The 19391-nt window shown below is 50.5% G+C and carries 17 protein-coding genes; 13 read left to right on the top strand and 4 right to left on the bottom strand.

The window, feature by feature from the left end; genetic code table 11:
* Positions 1-88: 88 nt before the first annotated feature.
* Positions 89-1957 carry an SLC13 family permease gene (locus D328_RS0112040; RefSeq protein WP_018885267.1) on the top strand — a complete coding sequence of 623 codons (1869 nt, stop codon included), beginning with the start codon at positions 89-91 and terminating at the stop codon, positions 1955-1957.
* Between the two features lie 164 nt (positions 1958-2121).
* On the opposite strand, the gene D328_RS0112035 is transcribed toward D328_RS0112040, so the two are convergent.
* Complete coding sequence (locus D328_RS0112035; RefSeq protein ID WP_018885266.1) at positions 2122-2511, bottom strand: hypothetical protein; 390 nt, start codon at positions 2509-2511, stop codon at positions 2122-2124.
* Positions 2512-2582: 71 nt separating this feature from the next.
* Positions 2583-3329, bottom strand: a complete 747-nt coding sequence (locus D328_RS0112030; protein ID WP_018885265.1) for a DUF2625 family protein — start codon at positions 3327-3329, stop codon at positions 2583-2585.
* 492 nt (positions 3330-3821) lie between these two features.
* Here D328_RS0112030 and D328_RS0112025 point away from each other — a divergent pair, with 492 nt between their 5' ends.
* The 6 genes from D328_RS0112025 to D328_RS0112000 all read left to right on the top strand — a co-directional run bounded on the left by D328_RS0112025 (position 3822) and on the right by D328_RS0112000 (position 10739).
* Positions 3822-4679, top strand: coding sequence for a carbon-nitrogen hydrolase family protein (locus D328_RS0112025; protein ID WP_018885264.1), 858 nt, complete (start codon positions 3822-3824; stop codon positions 4677-4679).
* 124 nt (positions 4680-4803) lie between these two features.
* On the top strand, positions 4804-5484 hold the full coding sequence (locus D328_RS0112020) for a GNAT family N-acetyltransferase (protein ID WP_026281147.1): 681 nt from the start codon (positions 4804-4806) through the stop codon (positions 5482-5484).
* A gap of 134 nt (positions 5485-5618) precedes the next feature.
* Positions 5619-6290, top strand: coding sequence for a hypothetical protein (locus D328_RS0112015; protein WP_018885262.1), 672 nt, complete (start codon positions 5619-5621; stop codon positions 6288-6290).
* Between the two features lie 258 nt (positions 6291-6548).
* Positions 6549-8510: an AraC family transcriptional regulator gene (locus D328_RS0112010; RefSeq protein ID WP_018885261.1), complete on the top strand. Its 1962-nt coding sequence runs from the start codon at positions 6549-6551 to the stop codon at positions 8508-8510.
* Between the two features lie 224 nt (positions 8511-8734).
* Positions 8735-9745 (top strand): FecCD family ABC transporter permease, encoded by a 1011-nt coding sequence (locus D328_RS0112005; RefSeq protein ID WP_018885260.1) that lies wholly within the window; start codon positions 8735-8737, stop codon positions 9743-9745.
* Positions 9738-10739, top strand: a complete 1002-nt coding sequence (locus tag D328_RS0112000; protein ID WP_018885259.1) for a FecCD family ABC transporter permease — start codon at positions 9738-9740, stop codon at positions 10737-10739. The genes D328_RS0112005 and D328_RS0112000 overlap by 8 nt, the downstream gene beginning before the upstream one ends.
* Before the next feature lie 138 nt (positions 10740-10877).
* On the opposite strand, the gene D328_RS0111995 is transcribed toward D328_RS0112000, so the two are convergent.
* Positions 10878-11846: an MraY family glycosyltransferase gene (locus D328_RS0111995; protein ID WP_018885258.1), complete on the bottom strand. Its 969-nt coding sequence runs from the start codon at positions 11844-11846 to the stop codon at positions 10878-10880.
* A gap of 239 nt (positions 11847-12085) precedes the next feature.
* On the opposite strand from D328_RS0111995, the gene htpG reads away from it, so the two are divergent.
* Positions 12086-13966 carry a molecular chaperone HtpG gene (gene htpG / locus D328_RS0111990; RefSeq protein WP_018885257.1) on the top strand — a complete coding sequence of 627 codons (1881 nt, stop codon included), beginning with the start codon at positions 12086-12088 and terminating at the stop codon, positions 13964-13966.
* 322 nt (positions 13967-14288) lie between these two features.
* Positions 14289-14603: a hypothetical protein gene (locus D328_RS0111985; RefSeq protein ID WP_018885256.1), complete on the top strand. Its 315-nt coding sequence runs from the start codon at positions 14289-14291 to the stop codon at positions 14601-14603.
* Between the two features lie 55 nt (positions 14604-14658).
* Here the strand turns inward: D328_RS0111985 and D328_RS0111980 are convergent, their stop codons facing one another.
* Positions 14659-15108 carry a GNAT family N-acetyltransferase gene (locus D328_RS0111980; RefSeq protein ID WP_018885255.1) on the bottom strand — a complete coding sequence of 150 codons (450 nt, stop codon included), beginning with the start codon at positions 15106-15108 and terminating at the stop codon, positions 14659-14661.
* A gap of 206 nt (positions 15109-15314) precedes the next feature.
* On the opposite strand from D328_RS0111980, the gene D328_RS0111975 reads away from it, so the two are divergent.
* The 4 genes from D328_RS0111975 to D328_RS0111960 all read left to right on the top strand — a co-directional run bounded on the left by D328_RS0111975 (position 15315) and on the right by D328_RS0111960 (position 19266).
* Entirely contained in the window at positions 15315-16640 is a 1326-nt protein-coding gene (locus D328_RS0111975; protein ID WP_018885254.1) for a S8 family peptidase, read from the top strand.
* A 98-nt stretch (positions 16641-16738) separates the two neighbouring features.
* Complete coding sequence (locus D328_RS0111970) at positions 16739-17422, top strand: deoxynucleoside kinase (RefSeq protein ID WP_018885253.1); 684 nt, start codon at positions 16739-16741, stop codon at positions 17420-17422.
* A 171-nt stretch (positions 17423-17593) separates the two neighbouring features.
* Positions 17594-17980 (top strand): VOC family protein, encoded by a 387-nt coding sequence (locus tag D328_RS0111965; RefSeq protein WP_018885252.1) that lies wholly within the window; start codon positions 17594-17596, stop codon positions 17978-17980.
* 209 nt (positions 17981-18189) lie between these two features.
* On the top strand, positions 18190-19266 hold the full coding sequence (locus D328_RS0111960; protein WP_018885251.1) for a fatty acid desaturase: 1077 nt from the start codon (positions 18190-18192) through the stop codon (positions 19264-19266).
* The last annotated feature ends 125 nt before the right edge of the window (positions 19267-19391 follow it).

Below are 19391 nucleotides of genomic sequence, written 5' to 3'. Positions count from 1 at the left end.
GCTTTTACTGTAGTGTAGGGCTATGACGGTATCAGGTCTACGATGATAACGAGGGCTGAGCTCTGCAGCCCGTAGCAGGAGTGATATTGTGAATGGTCCTATGTTAATTACGCTCTTTACCCTAGTGATAGCTTCCGTGCTTTTCATCTCGGGGAAGCTGCGTTCGGATTTGGTGGCGATCGGTGCGCTGCTGGTGCTGATGCTGACGGGGGTTCTGACCCCGGCGGAGGGACTGGTGGGCTTCTCCAATTCTGTCGTCATTATGATGATTGGCCTCTTCGTCGTCGGGGGAGGAATCTTCCAGACAGGTCTCGCGAAGCTGGCAAGCCGGAAGCTGATGCAGCTGGCCGGCAATCATGAGACGTCATTGCTTATTATGATTATGCTGGTAACAGCAGTCATTGGAGCATTTGTCAGCAATACGGGTACCGTAGCAGTTATGATGCCAATTGTGGTTAGTATGGCGCTCAGCGCCCAGATCTCACCGGGCAGGCTGCTGATGCCTCTGGCTTTTGCGAGTAGTCTTGGAGGGATGCTGACATCCATTGGTACGCCTCCGAATCTGGTCATTCAAGAGACGCTGGAGAAGGCTGGCTACGGCAGTCTGAGCTTCTTCTCCTTTACGCCGACAGGATTGATCTGCGTGGTAACCGGGATCGTGGGTATGCTGTTCCTGCGACGCTTCTTGCCACGAGGCGAGGGGAATTCCTCTTCCAAGCGCGGCAGGCGCTCTGCCAGCGAGCTGGAGCAGGAGTATCAATTACATAACAAGCTGTTCCGCATACAGGTCGGCTCAGATTCAGGGCTAGTGAATCGAACCCTGCTGGAGCTTGGAATTTCTAGCCGCTTCGAACTGAATATCATTGAGATTCGCCGTAAAATATCTACGAAGAATCAGATCTTCAAGACGATTAATCAGGAGGTTGGGGGCCCGGATAGCGTGATTCAGACCGGGGACCTATTGTATGTATACGGGCCACGTGAGCATGCAGAGGCCTTTGCAGCAGAATACAATCTGATATTCCCGGATGCACAGCCTGTAACGGACGATCCCTCGCTACAACGCGCAGAGCCTTATGTCACCAGCGATATGGGGTTGGCAGAGGTCATGCTTACGCCGAAGTCACGTCTGATCGGACGACTGGTCAAGGAGTCAGGCTTCCGGGAGAAATATCGCCTGAACGTGCTCGGCATCCAGCGTAAGGATCAATATCTCCTTCATGACGTGAAGGAAGAGAAGATGCGCTTCGGGGACGCGCTGCTCGTGCAGGGAAGCTGGGCGGATATTGGCTTGCTGGCTTCTACGGCTTCGGAGGTCATCGTAGTTGGTCGACCGAAGGAGGAGTCGCGGCAGCTGACGATGGACCGCAAGGCGCCGATTGCTGCGGGGATTCTCCTGTTGCTGGTCATTCTTCTGATTACGCAATGGATACCCGCCGTTGCCGCCGTCATGCTGGCAGCCGTGCTCATGGTCGCACTGGGCTGTGTGCGCAGTATGGAGGAAGCCTATCGAACGATTAACTGGGAGAGCATTGTGCTGATCGCAGGAATGATCCCCATGTCCACGGCCATAGAGAAGACAGGTGCTGCTGAGCTGATGTCGGGACAACTGGTTACGATACTGGGTAGCTACGGACCGCTCGCGCTACTGGCGGGGATTTATATTACAACCTCGATCATGACGATGTTTATCAGCAACACAGCCTGTGCCGTGCTGCTGGCTCCCATCGCATTGAGTGCATCGGCACAGCTTGGGACCAGTCCGTATCCGTTCTTGTTCGCGGTGTCGATTGCGGCAAGCATGTGTTTTGCTTCTCCATTCTCGACGCCGCCGAATGCGCTGGTCATGTCCGTTGGCCGCTACAGATTCAGCGATTATCTCAAGGTCGGACTGCCGTTACAGATCATTATGGGCGTTGTGCTGATCTTTGCGCTGCCACTGGTCTATCCATTTTGAAGATAATAGAATCTATAAGCTTTCAGCAGGTACAGGATCAACAGCAGAAGCTAGGTGAAATGATACGTAGAGCAGCTTAAATATGACAGAGTCAAACACAAACAAGCTGAGCATTCCCTGTCCTTGCAGGGTTTGTTCAGCTTGTTGTCGTGGTAGTGAGATTTTCAGATTTTCTGCTGGTCAGGGTATTCGCTCCAGCGACTGAGCAATGCTTCACCCTCGCTCCCAAATGTACGGCGCTCCTTGAGGAAGGTGTCCACGTCCTGCAGGCGGGCGGGCCTTGGACCGGGTCCTCCACATCCACAGGAATGATAAGCATAGCCATGTTCATAGAGACGCTCGACCTTGCGCCATTGTCGAACATCTGTCTGCTTCGGTGCATGAAAGTCGTGCCCCATATGTTTCATAGGAGTGCTGCATTGTGGGCAAGGATGCGTGAGCTGCTCATATGTCCCTGCGGCCATCTCCCCACTGGAGGTCTGCTTATACACTTTCCTGCAGGCAAAGCAGGCATAGATGTCTTTGTAGGGCCCATACATGGCATATCTGCACATGGGAATCACCTTTCTTTCACTTTTTTTCTCTTTCTTTCTCGTTTATTCTCATTACAAATTCATCTAGTAACTCATTGATTTACTGTGGCGTCGATGGCGGCCTTCCATGCTTCCAGTACAGGAGTGGGGGATATGCGGCTTGTATCGCTACCCCCCTCTTGAGACCAGAGCGGAGGATAATAGGAATGAATCTGTTCAGGCTGGAGCTGCTTCGTATCCTCTACCCATCCGTTCCAGCGGAATGTCTTGTAGAAGAGACTCAAATCCCCCTCTGCCAGCCAGGTAATGAATTCGGAATAGGTCAACTCTGTCGATTCCCATTCGAGGCAGTCCGGGGCCCAATAATAGATGTGGCCGTCTGAGCCAAATCGCCCTGTATTGAAGGCGAAGAAGCCTCCTGCTGCATCATAAGCGACTACCATCATGCCTGACAGCACGGGGATATTTGTAGAGGGACTGAGCGCGCGAGTGTCACCCGCGTCGGCATCTGGGGTCTCCCCTCTTAATACCTTCGAGTCATCTCGGCCACTGGAGCTACTCAAGCCGTTCCATGAGATGAGACTACCAAATATCCCATTTGCTCCTGAGCCGAGCAGCCGAATCCAGCCCTCATCAATAAGAATGCCGCCTGTCTCGTAGGCTACGGCTCCGAGATAGGACCTGGTACTGACCTGTAATCCCATAAGAGTGCTTTTCGCTGCTTCAGAATTTGCAGGCAATACCTGATAGGTGTTGCTTCCATTACGGAATAGAGCAATTAGCTCCTCCCAGGCGTGATGCTCGTGATCAATAAGTTGTTCAATGTTTCGTATATCCATGGATGTGGGTCTCCTTCATATATGCCTTGAAAACTACATGCTAATGCTTCTATAAAGCCCTTTAAATCCCTAGATCTTTAGATCCTTAAATCCTTAAATCCTTAAATCCTTAAATCCTTAAATCCTTAAATCCCTAAATCCCTAAATCCCTAAATCCCTAAATCCCTAAATCCCTACAAAGACCGTGTAAAGGTCACTATAACTAAGTGTTATGTATAGCTGGTGTAATTTGTCATCATCCTAAATTATAGCTTGCGACCACCATCTGAACAATCCTCCGAAGTGCCAGTATTTTTCAACGAGACAGGACAGTTTCAATTAACGTATGTATGGAAATGTATATGTAAATGGGTTAATCAGCGTTAATCGCCTTCAGACGGGCCAGATTCTGGGTGCAGCTCAGACTGAACTTGTCGGGCGATGTAGCCATATGTGCATCTGGTTGTTACAATAGCAATGATATGCAGTACTACAAATTCTGGAGGTGTGCCCATGAAACTGCGGGTATCCGCTGTGCAGTATCAACTGCAGACGATTAGCTCATTCGAACAATTTGCCGCTCAAGCTGAGCATTATATACGGACTGCCGATGAATTCGGCACGGAGTTCGTGCTGTTCCCTGAATTCTTCACGACACAGTTAATGTCGATTGGGGATCATGAAGGAAAGGCACTGACGATTGAAGATTTGCCTGATTTCACCGAGCCGTACGAGGCACTATTCCAATCCCTGGCTGCCAAATACAACATGCATATCATTGGTGGAACACATGTGATTCGCAAGGATGGCAAGCTATACAATACCGCCCACATGTTCTATCCTGATGGGCGCATCGCCCGCCAAGCCAAGCTCCATATTACGCCAACGGAAGTAACGGAATGGAATATGGCACCTGGTGATGGGCTAGAGGTATTCGAGACGGAGAAGGGAACCGTAGCCATGCTGACCTGCTATGATATTGAGTTCCCGGAGATCGTGCGGATGGCGAAGGCCAAGGGAGCCGATATCATCTTCTGTCCGTCCTGCACAGATGACCGCCACGGATTCTATCGTGTTCGGTACACAAGCCACGCACGTGCTGTGGAGAATCAGCTGTATGTTGTGCTGACAGGTACGGTCGGGGCATTGCCTACCGTAGACTTTATGCGTGCGAATTATGGGCAGGCTGTTGTCATTACGCCCAATGATGTTCCTTTCCCGCCACGAGGCATTCTGGTAGAGGGCGAGATCAATAATGATATGATCGTGACGGCTGATCTGGATCTTGATCTGCTGTACGAGGTGCGTGAGCGGGGTTCCGTGACAACCTGGCGTGATCGTCGGACGGATTTGTACACGGATTGGAGCTAGTCTGCAATTGCAGCAACTACAGCAACTACAGCAACTACAGCAACTACAGCAACTACAGAAACTACAGAAACTACAGAAACTCTAGTAATCTGAATAACAGGACAGGAGGGAAGACACCGTGGCTTTGTATCATAAAGAAGTATATCTGAAATCCCCGGAGCCGGAGCGTTCACCTGCCAAGACGGTTATTCGCAATTATAGGGCCTCGGATTTTGCAGAGCTGATCCGCATCCAGGCGGAGAGCTTTCCCCCGCCTTATCCAGAGGAGCTTCTGTGGAGTCGGGAGCAGCTAAGCAGTCATCTGGCCCATTACCCTGAAGGCGCCATCTGCGTGGAGGTGGACGGAGAGCTGGCAGGCTCAATGACCTCGCTTCGCATGACCTGGGACCCGGAGCACCCCGTATCCCATAATTGGGCGGAAGTGACGGACGACGGATATATCCGCAATCACCAGCCTGATGGAAATACGCTATATATTGTGGATCTCTGCGTACGTCCCAAATACCGGAAATGGGGCCTGGCTCAATGGATGATGCAAGCGATGTATCATTTGGTCATTGAGCAGGGCCTTGACCGGGTGTTGGGAGCTGGACGTATGCCGGGCTATCACAAGGTGGCTGAACGGCTGACACCAGAGCAGTATATTGAACAAGTCGTGGAGGGTCAGCTGCACGATCAGGTCATCTCATTCCTGCTGCGCTGTGGTCGGGTGCCGGTCGGCGTAGCGACGGATTATCTCGACGACGAAGAGTCCTGTAATTATGCTGCATTAATGGAGTGGCGCAATCCCTTCAAAGGCAGCTAATATCAACCTACTCGGCATAGGAACATACTGGGAAGTGTTGTAACGCAGCGTATAAGGGACTACGAGATATAACGTGTAATGGAGTGCAATTAGAATAGAAGAAATGCTAATTTGTCAGGGAGGTATACGAAGCTATGGAGTATACGCGTATTACATCAATTCAAGACCCGCTATTTGCACAGATGCATAAGCTGATGCAGGAGATTTTCCCACCAGAGGAGGTTCTGGACTTCGATCTGTGGAAGGAACCGCTGGAGGACCCGGGCATCCGTGTATTCGTGGCTGTTCATGAGGGAGCCGTAGTCGGTGCGACAGAGTATCGCTACTATGAGGATTGGAATGTCGCCATGACTGATTTTACAATCATAGGTCGCGAGGGTCTGGGGATCGGGCGCTTCCTGGCTCGTAACCGTCAGCGTGATCTGGAAGCGCTGGCTGCTGCACAGGGGAAGGAGCTGTTCGGCATGTTCGCAGAAATCTACAATCCGTACTTGAGTGAGGATCATGGATTTGGCGGCGTCAAGCCAATGAACCCTTATGTGCGTCGTGAGGTGCTGTCCCATCTCGGTTACAAGCGCCTGGACTTCCCATATGTTCATCCCTCCTGGCAGGGAGATGGAGAAGCGGTAGGAGGTCTTGACCTCTGCTTCATGCCAGGCGATGAGGAGCAGTCGGAGCTGTCAGCTAGTCTGATTGTTGATTTTCTGACCCGCTATTATGCCGTCTTGCCGAATAAGCCAGAGGAATGGCTACGCATGGTGGAACAGCTGAGCAGTCAGCAGCAGGTCGCTCTGCTGCCGTTGTAACGGATGTAACCAGACAATAGCTTATGTAGATTGCGCTAATATTCCAATACGCTTCTGGCACCACGATATCGGTGGAGCTAGGAGCTTTTTGTCATGCCACAGATCGTTCAGGGCGGTGGAGATCATTTTTTGTGACATCAGGAAGGCCCAAGGTATTACTACTTCAACTAACTGTCGGATAGATTGAATTTTAAAATAACTCTACTTGTGAGAATGGTTATCAATTATAATATAGCTAGCTTGCGACTGGAGAAAGGAATGAAACAACAGATGAAACTGGGCGACCATATCTTGTTATGGAATCATGCTTCTATACGGGTAATGGATATACGCCATAACGTGATCGAAAGTGGGGAGGAGCTTCTGTCGTATCGACTGCCTGCCAGTGCTTTCCTGTACACGACTCGTGGGAAAGCTCGCATCTCACTGGATGGCACAGAGACGGTGGTGGAGCGTTTCCATATCCTGCATGGCGGGAAAGGTATGTCCTTGGAGATCAGACCGGATGGTCTGCTGGAATATTATATGATTATGTATAAAGCTGTCCTTCCACAGCCCAGCCGCCGTGAGCTGGTTAGCATGATGGAGAGCAATAATCCCTTTCGGCTTCAGTATAGCTTCATGCCCGGCTTCCCAGTTGTGCTGCTGAACCTGCTACAGCAGATGGAGCAGGAATGGGAGCGGCCAGGGCAGTTGGAGCAGCTACATATCAAGACCTTGTTCTATCATTTTGTCTACGAGATCTTCCACCAGTTGGCGAAGCAGGGGATTCAGGTGCAGAAGGCGGACCCTGTACAGCAAGCGGTTCGGTACCTGGAGGAGCACTATGCCAGACGAATAATGCTGGATGACCTGGCGGAGCTACTGGATTGCAGTGTCAGCTATCTCTCACGGAGATTCAAGCGTGCGACAGGATACAGTCCCATTGATTATTTGATTGCTTATCGGATTGGCAAGGCCAAGGAGCTGCTGGCCACATCAGATGCTACTCTGCAGGAGATTGCTGAAAGTGTGGGCTTTCAAGATGACAGCTACTTTCATCGCATATTCAAGAAGCAAGTCGGCGTATCGCCAGGACAATTCAAGCAAAAGGTTCAAAATAATCCGGTCTCTGGTTCAAGATATGCAATTGTCCGACCTAGTCTCAAACGTTATAGTGATTATGAAAATCATTATCAATATGAGAAAGAGGGGCCATTTCATATGTACAGAGGGTCAAGACTATCTATGGCAGCAACATTGTTGATATGTATAACGCTGCTGCTGGGTGCCTGCTCGGCAGGAACATCCAGTTCCAATACAACTGCAACATCGGGAAATAATACAGCGACGTCCTCTTCGACACAGACGGCTTCAGAGCCAGCTACAGAAGGAACGCAGCGAGTGATCAAGCATGCTATGGGCGAGACGACCTTGACGGGAACACCGCAGCGGGTCGTGATCCTGACTAATGAGGGCACGGAAGCGCTGCTGGCGGTCGGCGTGAAGCCTGTGGGCGCAGTAATGTCATGGTCCGGGGACCCGTGGTATGACCATATCAAGGACGAAATGCAGGATGTGACCGTCGTAGGGGACGAGCTCCAGCCTAATATTGAGCTGATTGCCAGCCTGAAGCCTGATCTGATCATCGGTAACAAGGTCAGACAGGAGAAAATATACGAGCAATTGAATCAGATTGCACCTACAGTGTTCGCTGAGACGCTCGCAGGCAACTGGAAGATCAACTTCGAGCTGTACATGCAGGCGCTGAACAAGGAAGAGGAAGGCGACAAGGCCATGGCTGATTTCGATCAGCGGGTAGCGGAAGTGAAGGCGAAGGTAGGAGAGAAGGCAGCTACAAAGATTTCGGTAGTTCGCTTCTCGGAATCCCAGGTCCGTATCTATCAGAAGCAGACGTTCTCGGGTGTACTGTTCGAGCAGCTTGGCTTTGCACGTCCAGAATCTCAGGATAAGGATGACTTCATGGAAGTATTGACCAAGGAGAGCATTCCGAAGATGGATGGAGACGTGATGTTCTATTTTGTAACCGAGACAGAAGCGTCCTCTGGAGCCTCCAAGGTAGCAGAGGAGTGGATGAATGATCCGCTGTTCAAGAACCTGAATGTCGCCAAGAACAACAAGGTTGTGCAGGTAGACGAGGCAATCTGGAATACGGCTGGTGGATACAAGGCTGCAAATCTGCTGCTGGATGAGATCGTGGATTACTTCGACATTCAATAGCACCGCTGCACATAATTCGGTTGGAAGAAGCCGACGCGCTGACGTCATTACCAGTGGCGTCGGCTTCTTTTATTAAGATCATAGAATTTACAAGTTTTCAGCGGAGCTAAACAAATTGATGATCGCAAGAAAAACTTCAGCTAAAAGCGGTCTGTCTTCTGTGAAAATACGTCGATAGACGTTTTTCTTATAAGCATGACATGCGATAGATAGGGGGATATGACATGTCGGGTTGGCTGAATAGCCGCACCGGAAGGCTGGCCGGATTGGGTGTGGGAATCGTGGCTTTGCTTGGAATCATGCTGGCGAGTGTACTATTTGGCCTACAGCAATTCAGTCTGCGGGAGCTGTGGCAGGCCTATCGCCATTTTGATGGCTCCAATGAGCATCTGATTCTGCTCAATACACGTGTGCCGCGCACCTTGATTGCTGTAGTCGTAGGAGCCAGTCTGGCGATAGCCGGGACAATCATGCAGGTGCTCACCAAGAATCCGCTAGCCTCACCGTCCGTGTTCGGTGTGAACTCGGGAGCTGTCCTGTTCATTGTTATTGGACTGGCGGTGACGGGGTCCTCCTTGACGATGACGAGTATGATTGGGCTTGCCTTTATAGGTGCCGCAGTGACTTCATTATTCGTATATGTACTGAGCATGCAGGGTAGGGGTGGCTTCGAGCCCATACGGCTAACGCTGGCAGGGGCTTCGGTAGCCGCATTCGCTTCCTCGGTCACCTCTGGACTGATCTTAATTAACAAGCAGTCACTGGAATCAGCTCTCTTCTGGATGGTTGGCTCTGTTTCAGGTCGGAATACAGAGCATCTGCTGCTAGTGTTGCCGTATATCATAGCGGGACTCATCTTGTCCTTCCTGTTGGCAGGCTCGCTGAATGTACTAGCCTTAGGTGACGAGCAGGCAAAAGGACTTGGACAGCGGCTAACGCTCATACGGCTGGGATGCACCGCAGCGGTGGTACTGCTGGCTGGAAGTGCTGTAGCAGCTGCTGGGCCGATTGCATTCATCGGATTAGTCATTCCGCATCTCTGCCGCTATGCAGTAGGTAACGACCATCGCTGGCTCCTTCCTTATGCGGCTGTATCAGGGGCGCTACTGCTGGTATCTGCTGATCTGGCCTCGCGCTTCATCCTCGTGTCCAAGGAGGTTCCTGTCGGTGTTGCTACCGCGCTGATCGGGGTACCTTTTCTGATTCATGTGGCAAGAAGGAGGAAATATGCGTAGACGCAGCAAGGGTGTTCACATCACCATGTTGACCGGACTTGGTCTGGTTGTGGTCGCATTGTCCATCATTTGTCTATCCTTAGGAAGTGTATCGATCCCTGTAAAAGAAGTGCTGCTCTCTCTCCTCCGCCGTAATCCGGAGGGTAGTGATCTGATCATTATGCAATTCCGATTGCCACGAGTTGTAGCGGCAATATTAATTGGGGCCGCGCTAGCCGTATCGGGGGCTTTGCTGCAAGGGGTGATCCGCAATTCGCTGGCTTCACCGGATCTGCTTGGGGTGACGGGCGGAGCCTCCGTAGCTGTCGTGGGGTTCATGACGTTATTCTCGGGGCTGAGCATCCATTGGGTACCGATGATAGCTATCATCGGGGCCTTCGTTGCCGCTGCTTTCAATTATATCTTGGCCTGGAAGCATGGGGTCTCAACCTTCCGGCTGGTACTTATTGGAGTCGGGATCTCGACGGCGATGAGCGCACTTACTATGTTCCTGCTCATAAGCGGGCCCGCTTATCTGGCTGCCCAAGTGTTGAATTGGATGACAGGCAGCATTTACGGGACGAACTGGACTCATATTCAGGCCATGTGGCCGTGGGTAGCCATATTCATCCCGGTGTCTCTTCTATATGCCAAAGAGCTGAATATATTGGCGCTGGGGGAAGAGATTGCGAGTGGCCTGGGGAGCAGACTGCAGTTGAATCGGTTATTGCTGATCTGCTTCAGCGTTGCTCTGGCAGGAGCCGCAGTAGGCTTCGCAGGCACGATTTCGTTCATCGGATTGCTCGCCCCGCATATGGCTAGACGAATCGTGGGGCATTCCTATGCTGTACTGATCCCTGCGGCGGCCCTCATCGGAGCAACAACACTGCTGCTGGCTGACCTGGCGGGCAGAATGCTCTTTGAACCGCTTGATATTCCTGCGGGAGTGTTCACAGCCGGAGTAGGCGCACCGTTCTTCCTGTACCTGTTATTCAAACGCAAGGCGTCGATCTAGTTAGTAGTTGTTCTTGCTGGTCGAGTCTTGAGTGGGGATGAATAAGGTTATTATTAAAAAATAAGTACCAAGCACAAAGAGCGAGTATCAGTGACAAAAGGCCACTAATACTCGCTCTTTGTTGTATTCTCCTGCTCCTCAGCTTGGCGTGTACTCCAGAAGTAGCAGAATAATGGAGGACAAGCATAGACAGGTACTGATGAGATAGAGCACGCCCACGACCTGTTTGTGATTCAAGCCTGCCCGGAGGAGACGATAATGGGCTTGACTCGCATCTGCCTCATAGATGGCTTTTCCCTGCAGGAATCGCTTGATCACTACGAACAGATTATCGAAGATCGGCACGCCCAAGGCCAGAATCGGGATGAACAGGGATAACACGGTAGCCTGCTTGAAGGCTCCGTCCAATGCGATAACGGCAAGAATGAACCCGAGGAAGGTGGCTCCAGCATCCCCCATGAATACCTTGGCAGGTGGACGGTTGTATTTGAGATAGCCTAGTGTCACACCGACGAGGACCATCGACATTAGCGCCGAATCACTCTGTCCCTTGGCTAACGCGACGATGAACAGGGTGATAGCTGAGATGGCAGACAGACCACCTGCTAGCCCGTCCATGCCGTCGGAAAAGTTAATCACCGTCGTCACTCCGAATATCCACAGAATGGTCAGAATGAACTGTAGCCAGAAGGGCAGCAGGACATATTCCGCATTGAATGGATTCACGAAGCCTGTAAAAGAGATGCCTGAGGCAAACACTAACACCGCTGCTGACACCTGAATGATCATTTTGGGAAGCGCAGGGAAATCCTTGCCTTTCGTCTTGTACCAATCATCAATGGTACCAATCGTCAGCAGTAGAATACCGCCTGCAACCAGCGCAGCGGTCTCCCAGGATAGCTGCCTGGTGAATGCAATGTATGTAATGAAGAAGCCGATGAAAATCGCGTAGCTTGCCGTCAGAGGGATCGGCTGCCTATGAAGCTTGCGTTCTACGTCCCGGCGGGGTTTGTCGACAAAATCAAGCCGATGCGCCAGCCGCCCGAGTGGAGGAATAAGGATGACAACAACCGTGAAGGATAGCAAAAAAGCCAGTATGTACATCATGATAAGCCTGAATTCACTCCTATTCATTCAAGTTTCAAGCTCGAGGCTTTGTTCATCATTATAAGTGTTCGGGACGGGCCTTGTCGATTACAGAGTGTTCATTTGTATGCTTGGAGTCAGGTGTAGAGTTGACATCCAAAATTAGTATGTGTTATATAAAAGGAGGATTTAGCACTCCTTCAGATGGAGTGCTAATATATCAACCTAATCATGATCATGATAGAGGGGAGATTTATTTCATGGCGAAGAAGCAATTCAAGGCGGAGTCCAAGCGACTACTGGAAATGATGATTAACTCCATCTACACCCAGAAGGAAATTTTCCTGCGCGAGCTCATATCTAATGCAAGTGATGCAATCGACAAGATCTACTACAAGGCTCTGACAGACGAGCAGTTGGTCTTTAATAAAGAGGAATATTTCATTAGAGTGTCCGTCGATAAGAACGCACGTACGCTCACGCTGTCCGATACCGGGATCGGGATGACGAAGGAGGAGCTGGAGAATAATCTGGGCGTTATTGCCAAGAGTGGCTCCCTGGCCTTCAAGAAGGAGAACGATCAGCAGGACGGTCATAATATTATCGGCCAGTTCGGGGTAGGCTTCTACGCTGCCTTCATGGTGGCGGATGTGGTTACTGTGATCAGTAAGGCGGTTGGTTCGGATGAAGCCTTCAAGTGGGAATCCAAGGGGGCAGACGGTTATACCATCGTGCCTGCCGAGAAGGAGACTGCGGGAACCGATATTATCCTGAAGATCAAGGATAACACCGAGGAAGAGAGCTACGATGAGTTCCTGGAGCAGTATCGTCTGCGGAGCATTATCAAGAAGTATTCGGACTTCATCCGCTATCCGATCAAGATGGAGATGACGAGCTCCCGTCTGAAGGAAGGCACTGATAACGAGTTTGAGGAAGTACAGGAAGAGCAGACCATCAACAGCATGGTGCCGATCTGGCGTAAGAACAAGAGTGAGCTGACCGATGAAGACTACAACAACTTCTATAATGAAAAGCGCTACGGCTTCGATAAGCCGCTCAAGCATGTACATATCAGTGCAGATGGTGCTGTAGTCTATAATGCGATTCTGTTCATACCGGAGAATACCCCGTTCGATTATTACACCAAGGAGTATGAGAAGGGGCTGGAGCTGTACTCCAATGGTGTGCTCATCATGGACAAGTGTTCGGATCTGTTGCCTGATTACTTTGGCTTCGTGAAGGGAATGGTCGATTCCGAGGATCTCTCACTCAATATTTCCCGAGAGATGCTTCAGCATGACCGCCAGCTTAGCCTGATTGCGAAGAACATCCGCAACAAGGTTAAGGGGCAGCTACAGAGTATGTTGAAGGACGAAAGAGAATCGTATGAGAAATTCTACAATTCCTTCGGTCGCCAGCTGAAATTCGGCGTCTACAATAACTATGGAGCAGACAAGGACGTATTGCAGGACCTCTTGCTGTTCTACTCCTCTAAGGAGAAGAAGCTGGTCAGCCTTGATGAATATGTATCGAGAATGCCTGAGGATCAGAAGTATATCTACTATGCCTCCGGTGAGTCGATTGAGCGCATTGAGAAGCTGCCTCAGACCGAGATGGTAGCTGACAAGGGCTATGAGATTTTGTATTTCACCGATGATATCGACGAATTCGCGATCAAGGTGATCATGAACTATAAGGAAAAGGAGTTCAAGTCCGTATCTAGTGGTGATCTCGGTCTGGAATCGGAAGCAGACAAGGCTGCAGAAGAGGCTGAAGAGCAGGAGCACAAGGATCTGTTCGAGCACATGACCTCCTTGTTGAATGGCAAGGTCAAGCAGGTCAAGGCGTCCAAGCGTCTGAAGAGCCATCCGGTCTGTCTGTCCGCTGATGGTGAACTGACGATCGAGATGGAGAAGATTCTGAAGGCTATGCCGAATGGACAGGATGTACAAGCCGACAAGGTGCTGGAGATCAACGTCAATCACGAGGTCTTCCAGACCCTGAAGGAAGCTTTTGCGAGTGACAAAGCCAAGCTGGACTTGTACACAGGCGTGCTCTATAATCAGGCACTGCTCATTGAGGGACTGCCGGTCGAGGACCCTGTACAGTTCACCAATGATATTTGCAAAATTATGGCGTAAGCCAGTTTGATTCATCTGCGGTGCATGATGCCCTGTATCCAGCCTGAGCCGGATACAGGGCATTTTGCTTGAGCAGCCAGTGTACGCTGTGCATGCCGCAGGCGCATGTCTGCTAGTGCTCTAAAGTGCTCTAAAGCGCTCTAAAGCGCTCTAAAGTGCTCTAAAGTGCTCTAAAGTGCTCTAAAGTGCTCTAAAGTGCTCTAAAGTGCTCTAAAGTGCTCTAAGGTACTCTAAGGTACTCTAAGGTACTCTAAGGTACTCTAAGGTACTCTGCTGCTGTCTTCCGCGGACTCATGTACTTTTTGAACAAGGAGGGTCTAATGTGTCCAACGTATTTCGTACCTTTTCTACTCGCTTATCTATCACGATATTGGTTATGGTAGCAGTATTCATGGTAACCATAAGTGATTATGCAGAGTCCTCTATGGCTGTAGATAATACACAAGCTCACCAGATCACTCCTGAGGAGAGATTACGTCTGGAGAGACAGTATGGGCTGGAGCCACCGGATGGGAGCAATACGAGGGAACACAGCGTTTCTGGAGGGGATATCGGCTTTTCCATAAAGGGGTTCAAGGGGAGTAGTGAGATTGTTGCCTCCATATTGGAGCTAATCAGGCTCCTCATCTTCATATGACATACGTGTGCCTGTAAAAAGCGCTCTGCGGTTACCCTGCATTCGAAGGCCAAGCTTACTCTGATTGGAGCAGCTTGGCCATTTTGCGATGAGGGATGCCTACCTCAGTGAACTCCTCGCTAATGATGCTATAGCCGAGCTTCTCGTAGAAGGGGATAGCGACCTGACGGGCATTCAGCACGAATCTGGCATAGCCCTTCTCCCTCGCAATCTCTTCGGCAAAAACGACCATACGGCGTCCTATCTGCTGACCCCGCAGTGATTCGTCTACGGCGACCTGCCGCATCTTCAAAGTGTCCTCCTCTTGAGGACTAAGCACCAATACACCGACAGTGGCTAATCCCAGACGTGCCCGGATGTGAATGTCCCGTTCCTCGCCCTCCAGAGAATCTTTGGCGATACTCATGCCAAGCGGCTTGCGCAGCACCTCGTCTCTCAATTGGAGGGTCTCTTCGTAAGCGGGTGTACCCCATTCGACAATCTCCATCACCATTTCTTGTTGCATACTTATATCCCTCCATAAGACCAAGAAAATAGAACCTGATCGAATCTGATTTTATAATGAACTTATTTTATTACGATCCTTTGTCTATCGGTAGTGCCATGTCAAATTTTTCGCAAGGAAATATTCGACAAATTCTGGTCTATCAACGTGACCCCTTCCTGTCGACACTCATAGAATACCTTGATCTCAATAGAGGAGGGGTTCCTATGGAAGTCTACTCGATGCTGCAGCTTGTCCGGCAGCATGCGAAGCAGTTGGACAAGGATTTGCGCAATCAGATTCTGGAACTGTACCGCACTTTATTTCGGTGGACGCCTTGTGTACTGCACACTGCATTAGAGCGTTTCCTGAAGAAAACACAGACCTATTCGGTCATTATCGAATTCGAGGATCAAGTAGATTCGTATGCGGACATGGTAAGCTTCACTCACCAGACGGCAAGGCAGTATTATGGCTGCCGTGTGAAGCACAAGTTCCCGGCGATATCCAGCTGCGCCGCTGACATCACGCTCCAGGGCATTGAAGAGCTGCTGAGCAGCGGCTACCAGATCAAGAAGGTGCATGCTGATCGTGAGTTCAAGGCGCTACTGAATGTGGCCACCCCGTCCGTGCATGCCGATTGGCTTCATGAAGAGGGGCTGACAGGCAAGGAGGTCACGATTGCAATCCTCGACACGGGAATCTATCCGCATGAGGATTTGACGGAGCCAGAGAACCGAATTGTAGCGTTTCAAGATATGGTGAATCATAAAGCAGCTCCTTATGATGATAACGGGCACGGGACCCACTGCGCCGGTGATGCAGCCGGGAATGGGCGCGCCTCGGGTGGAGTGTATGCGGGCCCTGCCCCTGAAGCCAAGCTCGTTGGCGTCAAGGTGCTGGACAAGCGGGGCTCAGGTCGGCTATCTAACGTCATTGCCGGTGTGCAGTGGTGCATCGATCATAAGGAGAAGTACTCCATTGATATTCTGTCGATGTCTTTGGGGAGTCGTGCAGTCAGCCGGGCAGCGGATGATCCGGTAGTCAAGATTGTGGAAAAGGCATGGGAATGCGGCATGGTCGTGTGCGTCGCAGCTGGTAATGAAGGGCCCGAGGAGCGAACCATTTCCAGTCCCGGCATTAGCAGTCGAGTCATTACAGTCGGTGCCATGAATGATAACAATACAGTGGACCGTGGGGATGATGTGCCGTCGGATTTCTCCAGCCGAGGGCCGACGATGGATCAGCTTATGAAGCCAGACCTGCTCGCGCCTGGCACGGATATCGTATCGCTCCGTTCCCCCGGTTCTTATCTGGACAAGCTCTACAAATCCAGCCGGATTGGCAGCGATTATACGACCATGTCAGGCACGTCGATGGCTACTCCGATCTGCGCTGGAGCAATTGCCTTGCTGCTGGAACGATTCAGAGGAGCCACGCCTGACGAGATTAAGAGAAGGCTGCTGGAGGGCTGTGAGGACCGTAAGCTGCCGGAATATATTCAAGGCCGTGGCTATCTGGATGTTCGCCGATCTGCACAGTCCAAAAACTGAGCCGTGGGACTCTTCCCACAGGAGCTTGCTGTGGTACAATACTCTAGTCTGTAGCCGAGCTACAGACCTGCGTTTTTTCTAGCAAAGGAGCTTATACCATGAAAGATCATTCCATTCCACAGCAGGCGCTGATTACGGTTGCAGGTACGGTAGGAGTCGGCAAATCCACGCTGACCTCCGCTGTTGCAGGGCGTCTGGGCTTCAAGACCTCGATGGAGAAGGTGGAGCAGAATCCGTATCTTGAACTCTTTTATCAGGACTTCTCCAGATGGAGCTTCCATCTGCAGGTGTATTTTCTGGCGGAGCGATTCAAAGAACAAAAAGCGATTGTCGAGGCTGGCGGCGGCTACGTGCAGGATCGATCCATATATGAGGACACGGGAATATTCGCAAAAATGCACGCTGATAAAGGCACAATGTCGAAAATGGATTATGAGACTTACACCAGCCTGTTCCAGGCTATGGTGATGACGCCCTATTTTCCACACCCGGACGTACTTGTCTATCTGGATGGTAGTCTGCCCTCCATTCTGGAGCGAATCCAGCTGCGTGGACGTGAAATGGAGATCCAGACAGATCGTTCCTATTGGGAGGAGATGTATGGCCGATATTCAGTGTGGATCGAGGAATTCGAGCAATCCCGGATTTGTCCGGTGCTGCGCTTGAACATTGATGAGTATGATGTACATGACCCGGACTCCATGGATGAGATTATCCAGAGAATTAGTAGCTCGATTCAATCACCAAAAGGGCTGAAACAAAAAATGTCAGAATCGATGTAACGATGTTTGATCTATGAAGCAGCAAATATGAACTAGCTAGACTGCCTCGACAGGAGACTGCGAGGCAGTTTTTTGCTATATTCTTTGCTATATTAGCTGTTTTTTGCTATAGCATGTATTAGGGTAATCATGAAGAGAATCTATTAATTTAATGGCAGGAGGCCGAGTTGGATGATAAGCTTCAAACGACTTCATCATGTAAGTCTGGCAGTGAGAGATCTAGCAAGAGCTAAGGTCTTCTATGCAGAGGTGCTGGGATTGCGGGAGCTGGAGCGTCCCCCGTTCAAGTCTAGAGGAGTGTGGTACGCGGTGGGTACCGACCAGCAGCTTCATCTGCTGGAGCATCCTCCTGGCGAGACGCTGCGCTCGGGCGAGATCGATACGACGGATGGCCACTTCTCCATCTGGATCAAGAGCTACAGCGAAGCCATCGCATGGCTGGATGCCAAGGGAATCCACTATGAAGCCCGTCCAGATAGTGTTGCAGGCTTCGCCCAGATCTATATTCTGGACCCGGACCACAACATTATTGAGCTGGGGGCACCTTACGGCAGCTGAATTAATCTATACATGGTGAAGGGATTCGATTCAATAGGTGACAACTCAATAGGTGACAACGAATGTGAGCTGAGGGCATGACATTTGTCATGTCTTCGACTTGACGTTTGTGACTACTGCGGGTGGACGCTTTCCTTTAGGATAATAGTAGTTCAATGCGTCTAATGGGCCTCCGTGCTGGAATTAGGCGATATCCGAGGAGGAAATGTATGAAGGATCAAGCCCGTTTGTCCCATCTGAAAAAAAATGTAGCTGCTTTTGAGCAGACGAATACGAGGTCCAGCATCTGGCAATTGATCAATACGCTGGGGCCCTTGCTGCTGCTGTGGTATGCGGCCTATCTAAGCCTGTCCATCTCGTACTGGCTTACACTCCCGATCTCGATCGTTGCGGCAGGCTTCATCATCCGCACCTTCATCATATTTCATGACTGTGGTCACCAATCCTTCTTCAAGAGCAAACGGGCCAATGATATCGTGGGCACCATTACGGGTGTCATCACACTCTGTCCTTATCAGCAGTGGAAAAATACCCATGCTATTCATCACGCCACGAGCAGCAATCTCGATAAGCGTGGTACGGGCGATATGTGGGTGCTTACCATCGAGGAGTATGTGGCTGCAGGCTTCTGGCAGCGTTTGGCCTATCGTTTTTATCGTAACCCGCTTGTCATGTTCGTTCTAGGGCCAATATATATATTCCTGATCTCTTATCGCTTCAACCGTAAAGGAGCAAAGCGCAAGGAAAAAATCAATACGCATGTCACCAATATATCCATCGTTGTTCTCTATGCTCTGTTATGCTGGGCTATCGGCTGGGAGGCCTTTGTTCTTGTGCAGGCTCCGGTGTTTTTCGTGTCAGGTATGCTCGGGATCTGGTTGTTCTACGTTCAGCACCAGTTTGAAGAATCCTATTTTGAGCATGATGAGGAATGGAGCTATGTGAATGCTGCGGTAGAAGGAAGCTCTTATTACAAGCTACCTGCCGTGCTACAATGGATCACAGGAAATATAGGATTCCATCATGTTCACCATTTGAGCCCGAAGGTGCCTAACTATCATCTGGAGGAAGCTCATAATGCAACTCCACCGCTGCAAAAGGCAACAACAATTACCATCGGCACAAGCCTGAAGTCGCTTCGGTTTCGGCTATGGGATGAGCAGCGCAAGACCTTTGTCAGTTTTGGTGAGGTCAGGCATTTGCTTCGTAAGTCATCAGCAGCTACTGAACAGGCGGCGGGACCTGGTTCTGGTTCTCCCTTGCGGGGGAACAATGTGACCAGATAGGGTAACTAGGACCTTTGCCGAATACAATTTCTGGTCTGAATGATCTACAGAGAGCGTGGTTAGCGAAAAGCGGGGAAGCCCTAGAGAAACGGAGTGTCCGCCTTTAAGCTTGCTGTTCATCATTT

This window comes from Paenibacillus massiliensis 2301065 = DSM 16942, from assembly GCF_000377505.1.
GTDB lineage: Bacteria > Bacillota > Bacilli > Paenibacillales > Paenibacillaceae > Paenibacillus > Paenibacillus massiliensis.
Note: the sequence above shows the minus strand (reverse complement) of the source record. Positions and strands in the feature narration are given on the sequence as shown.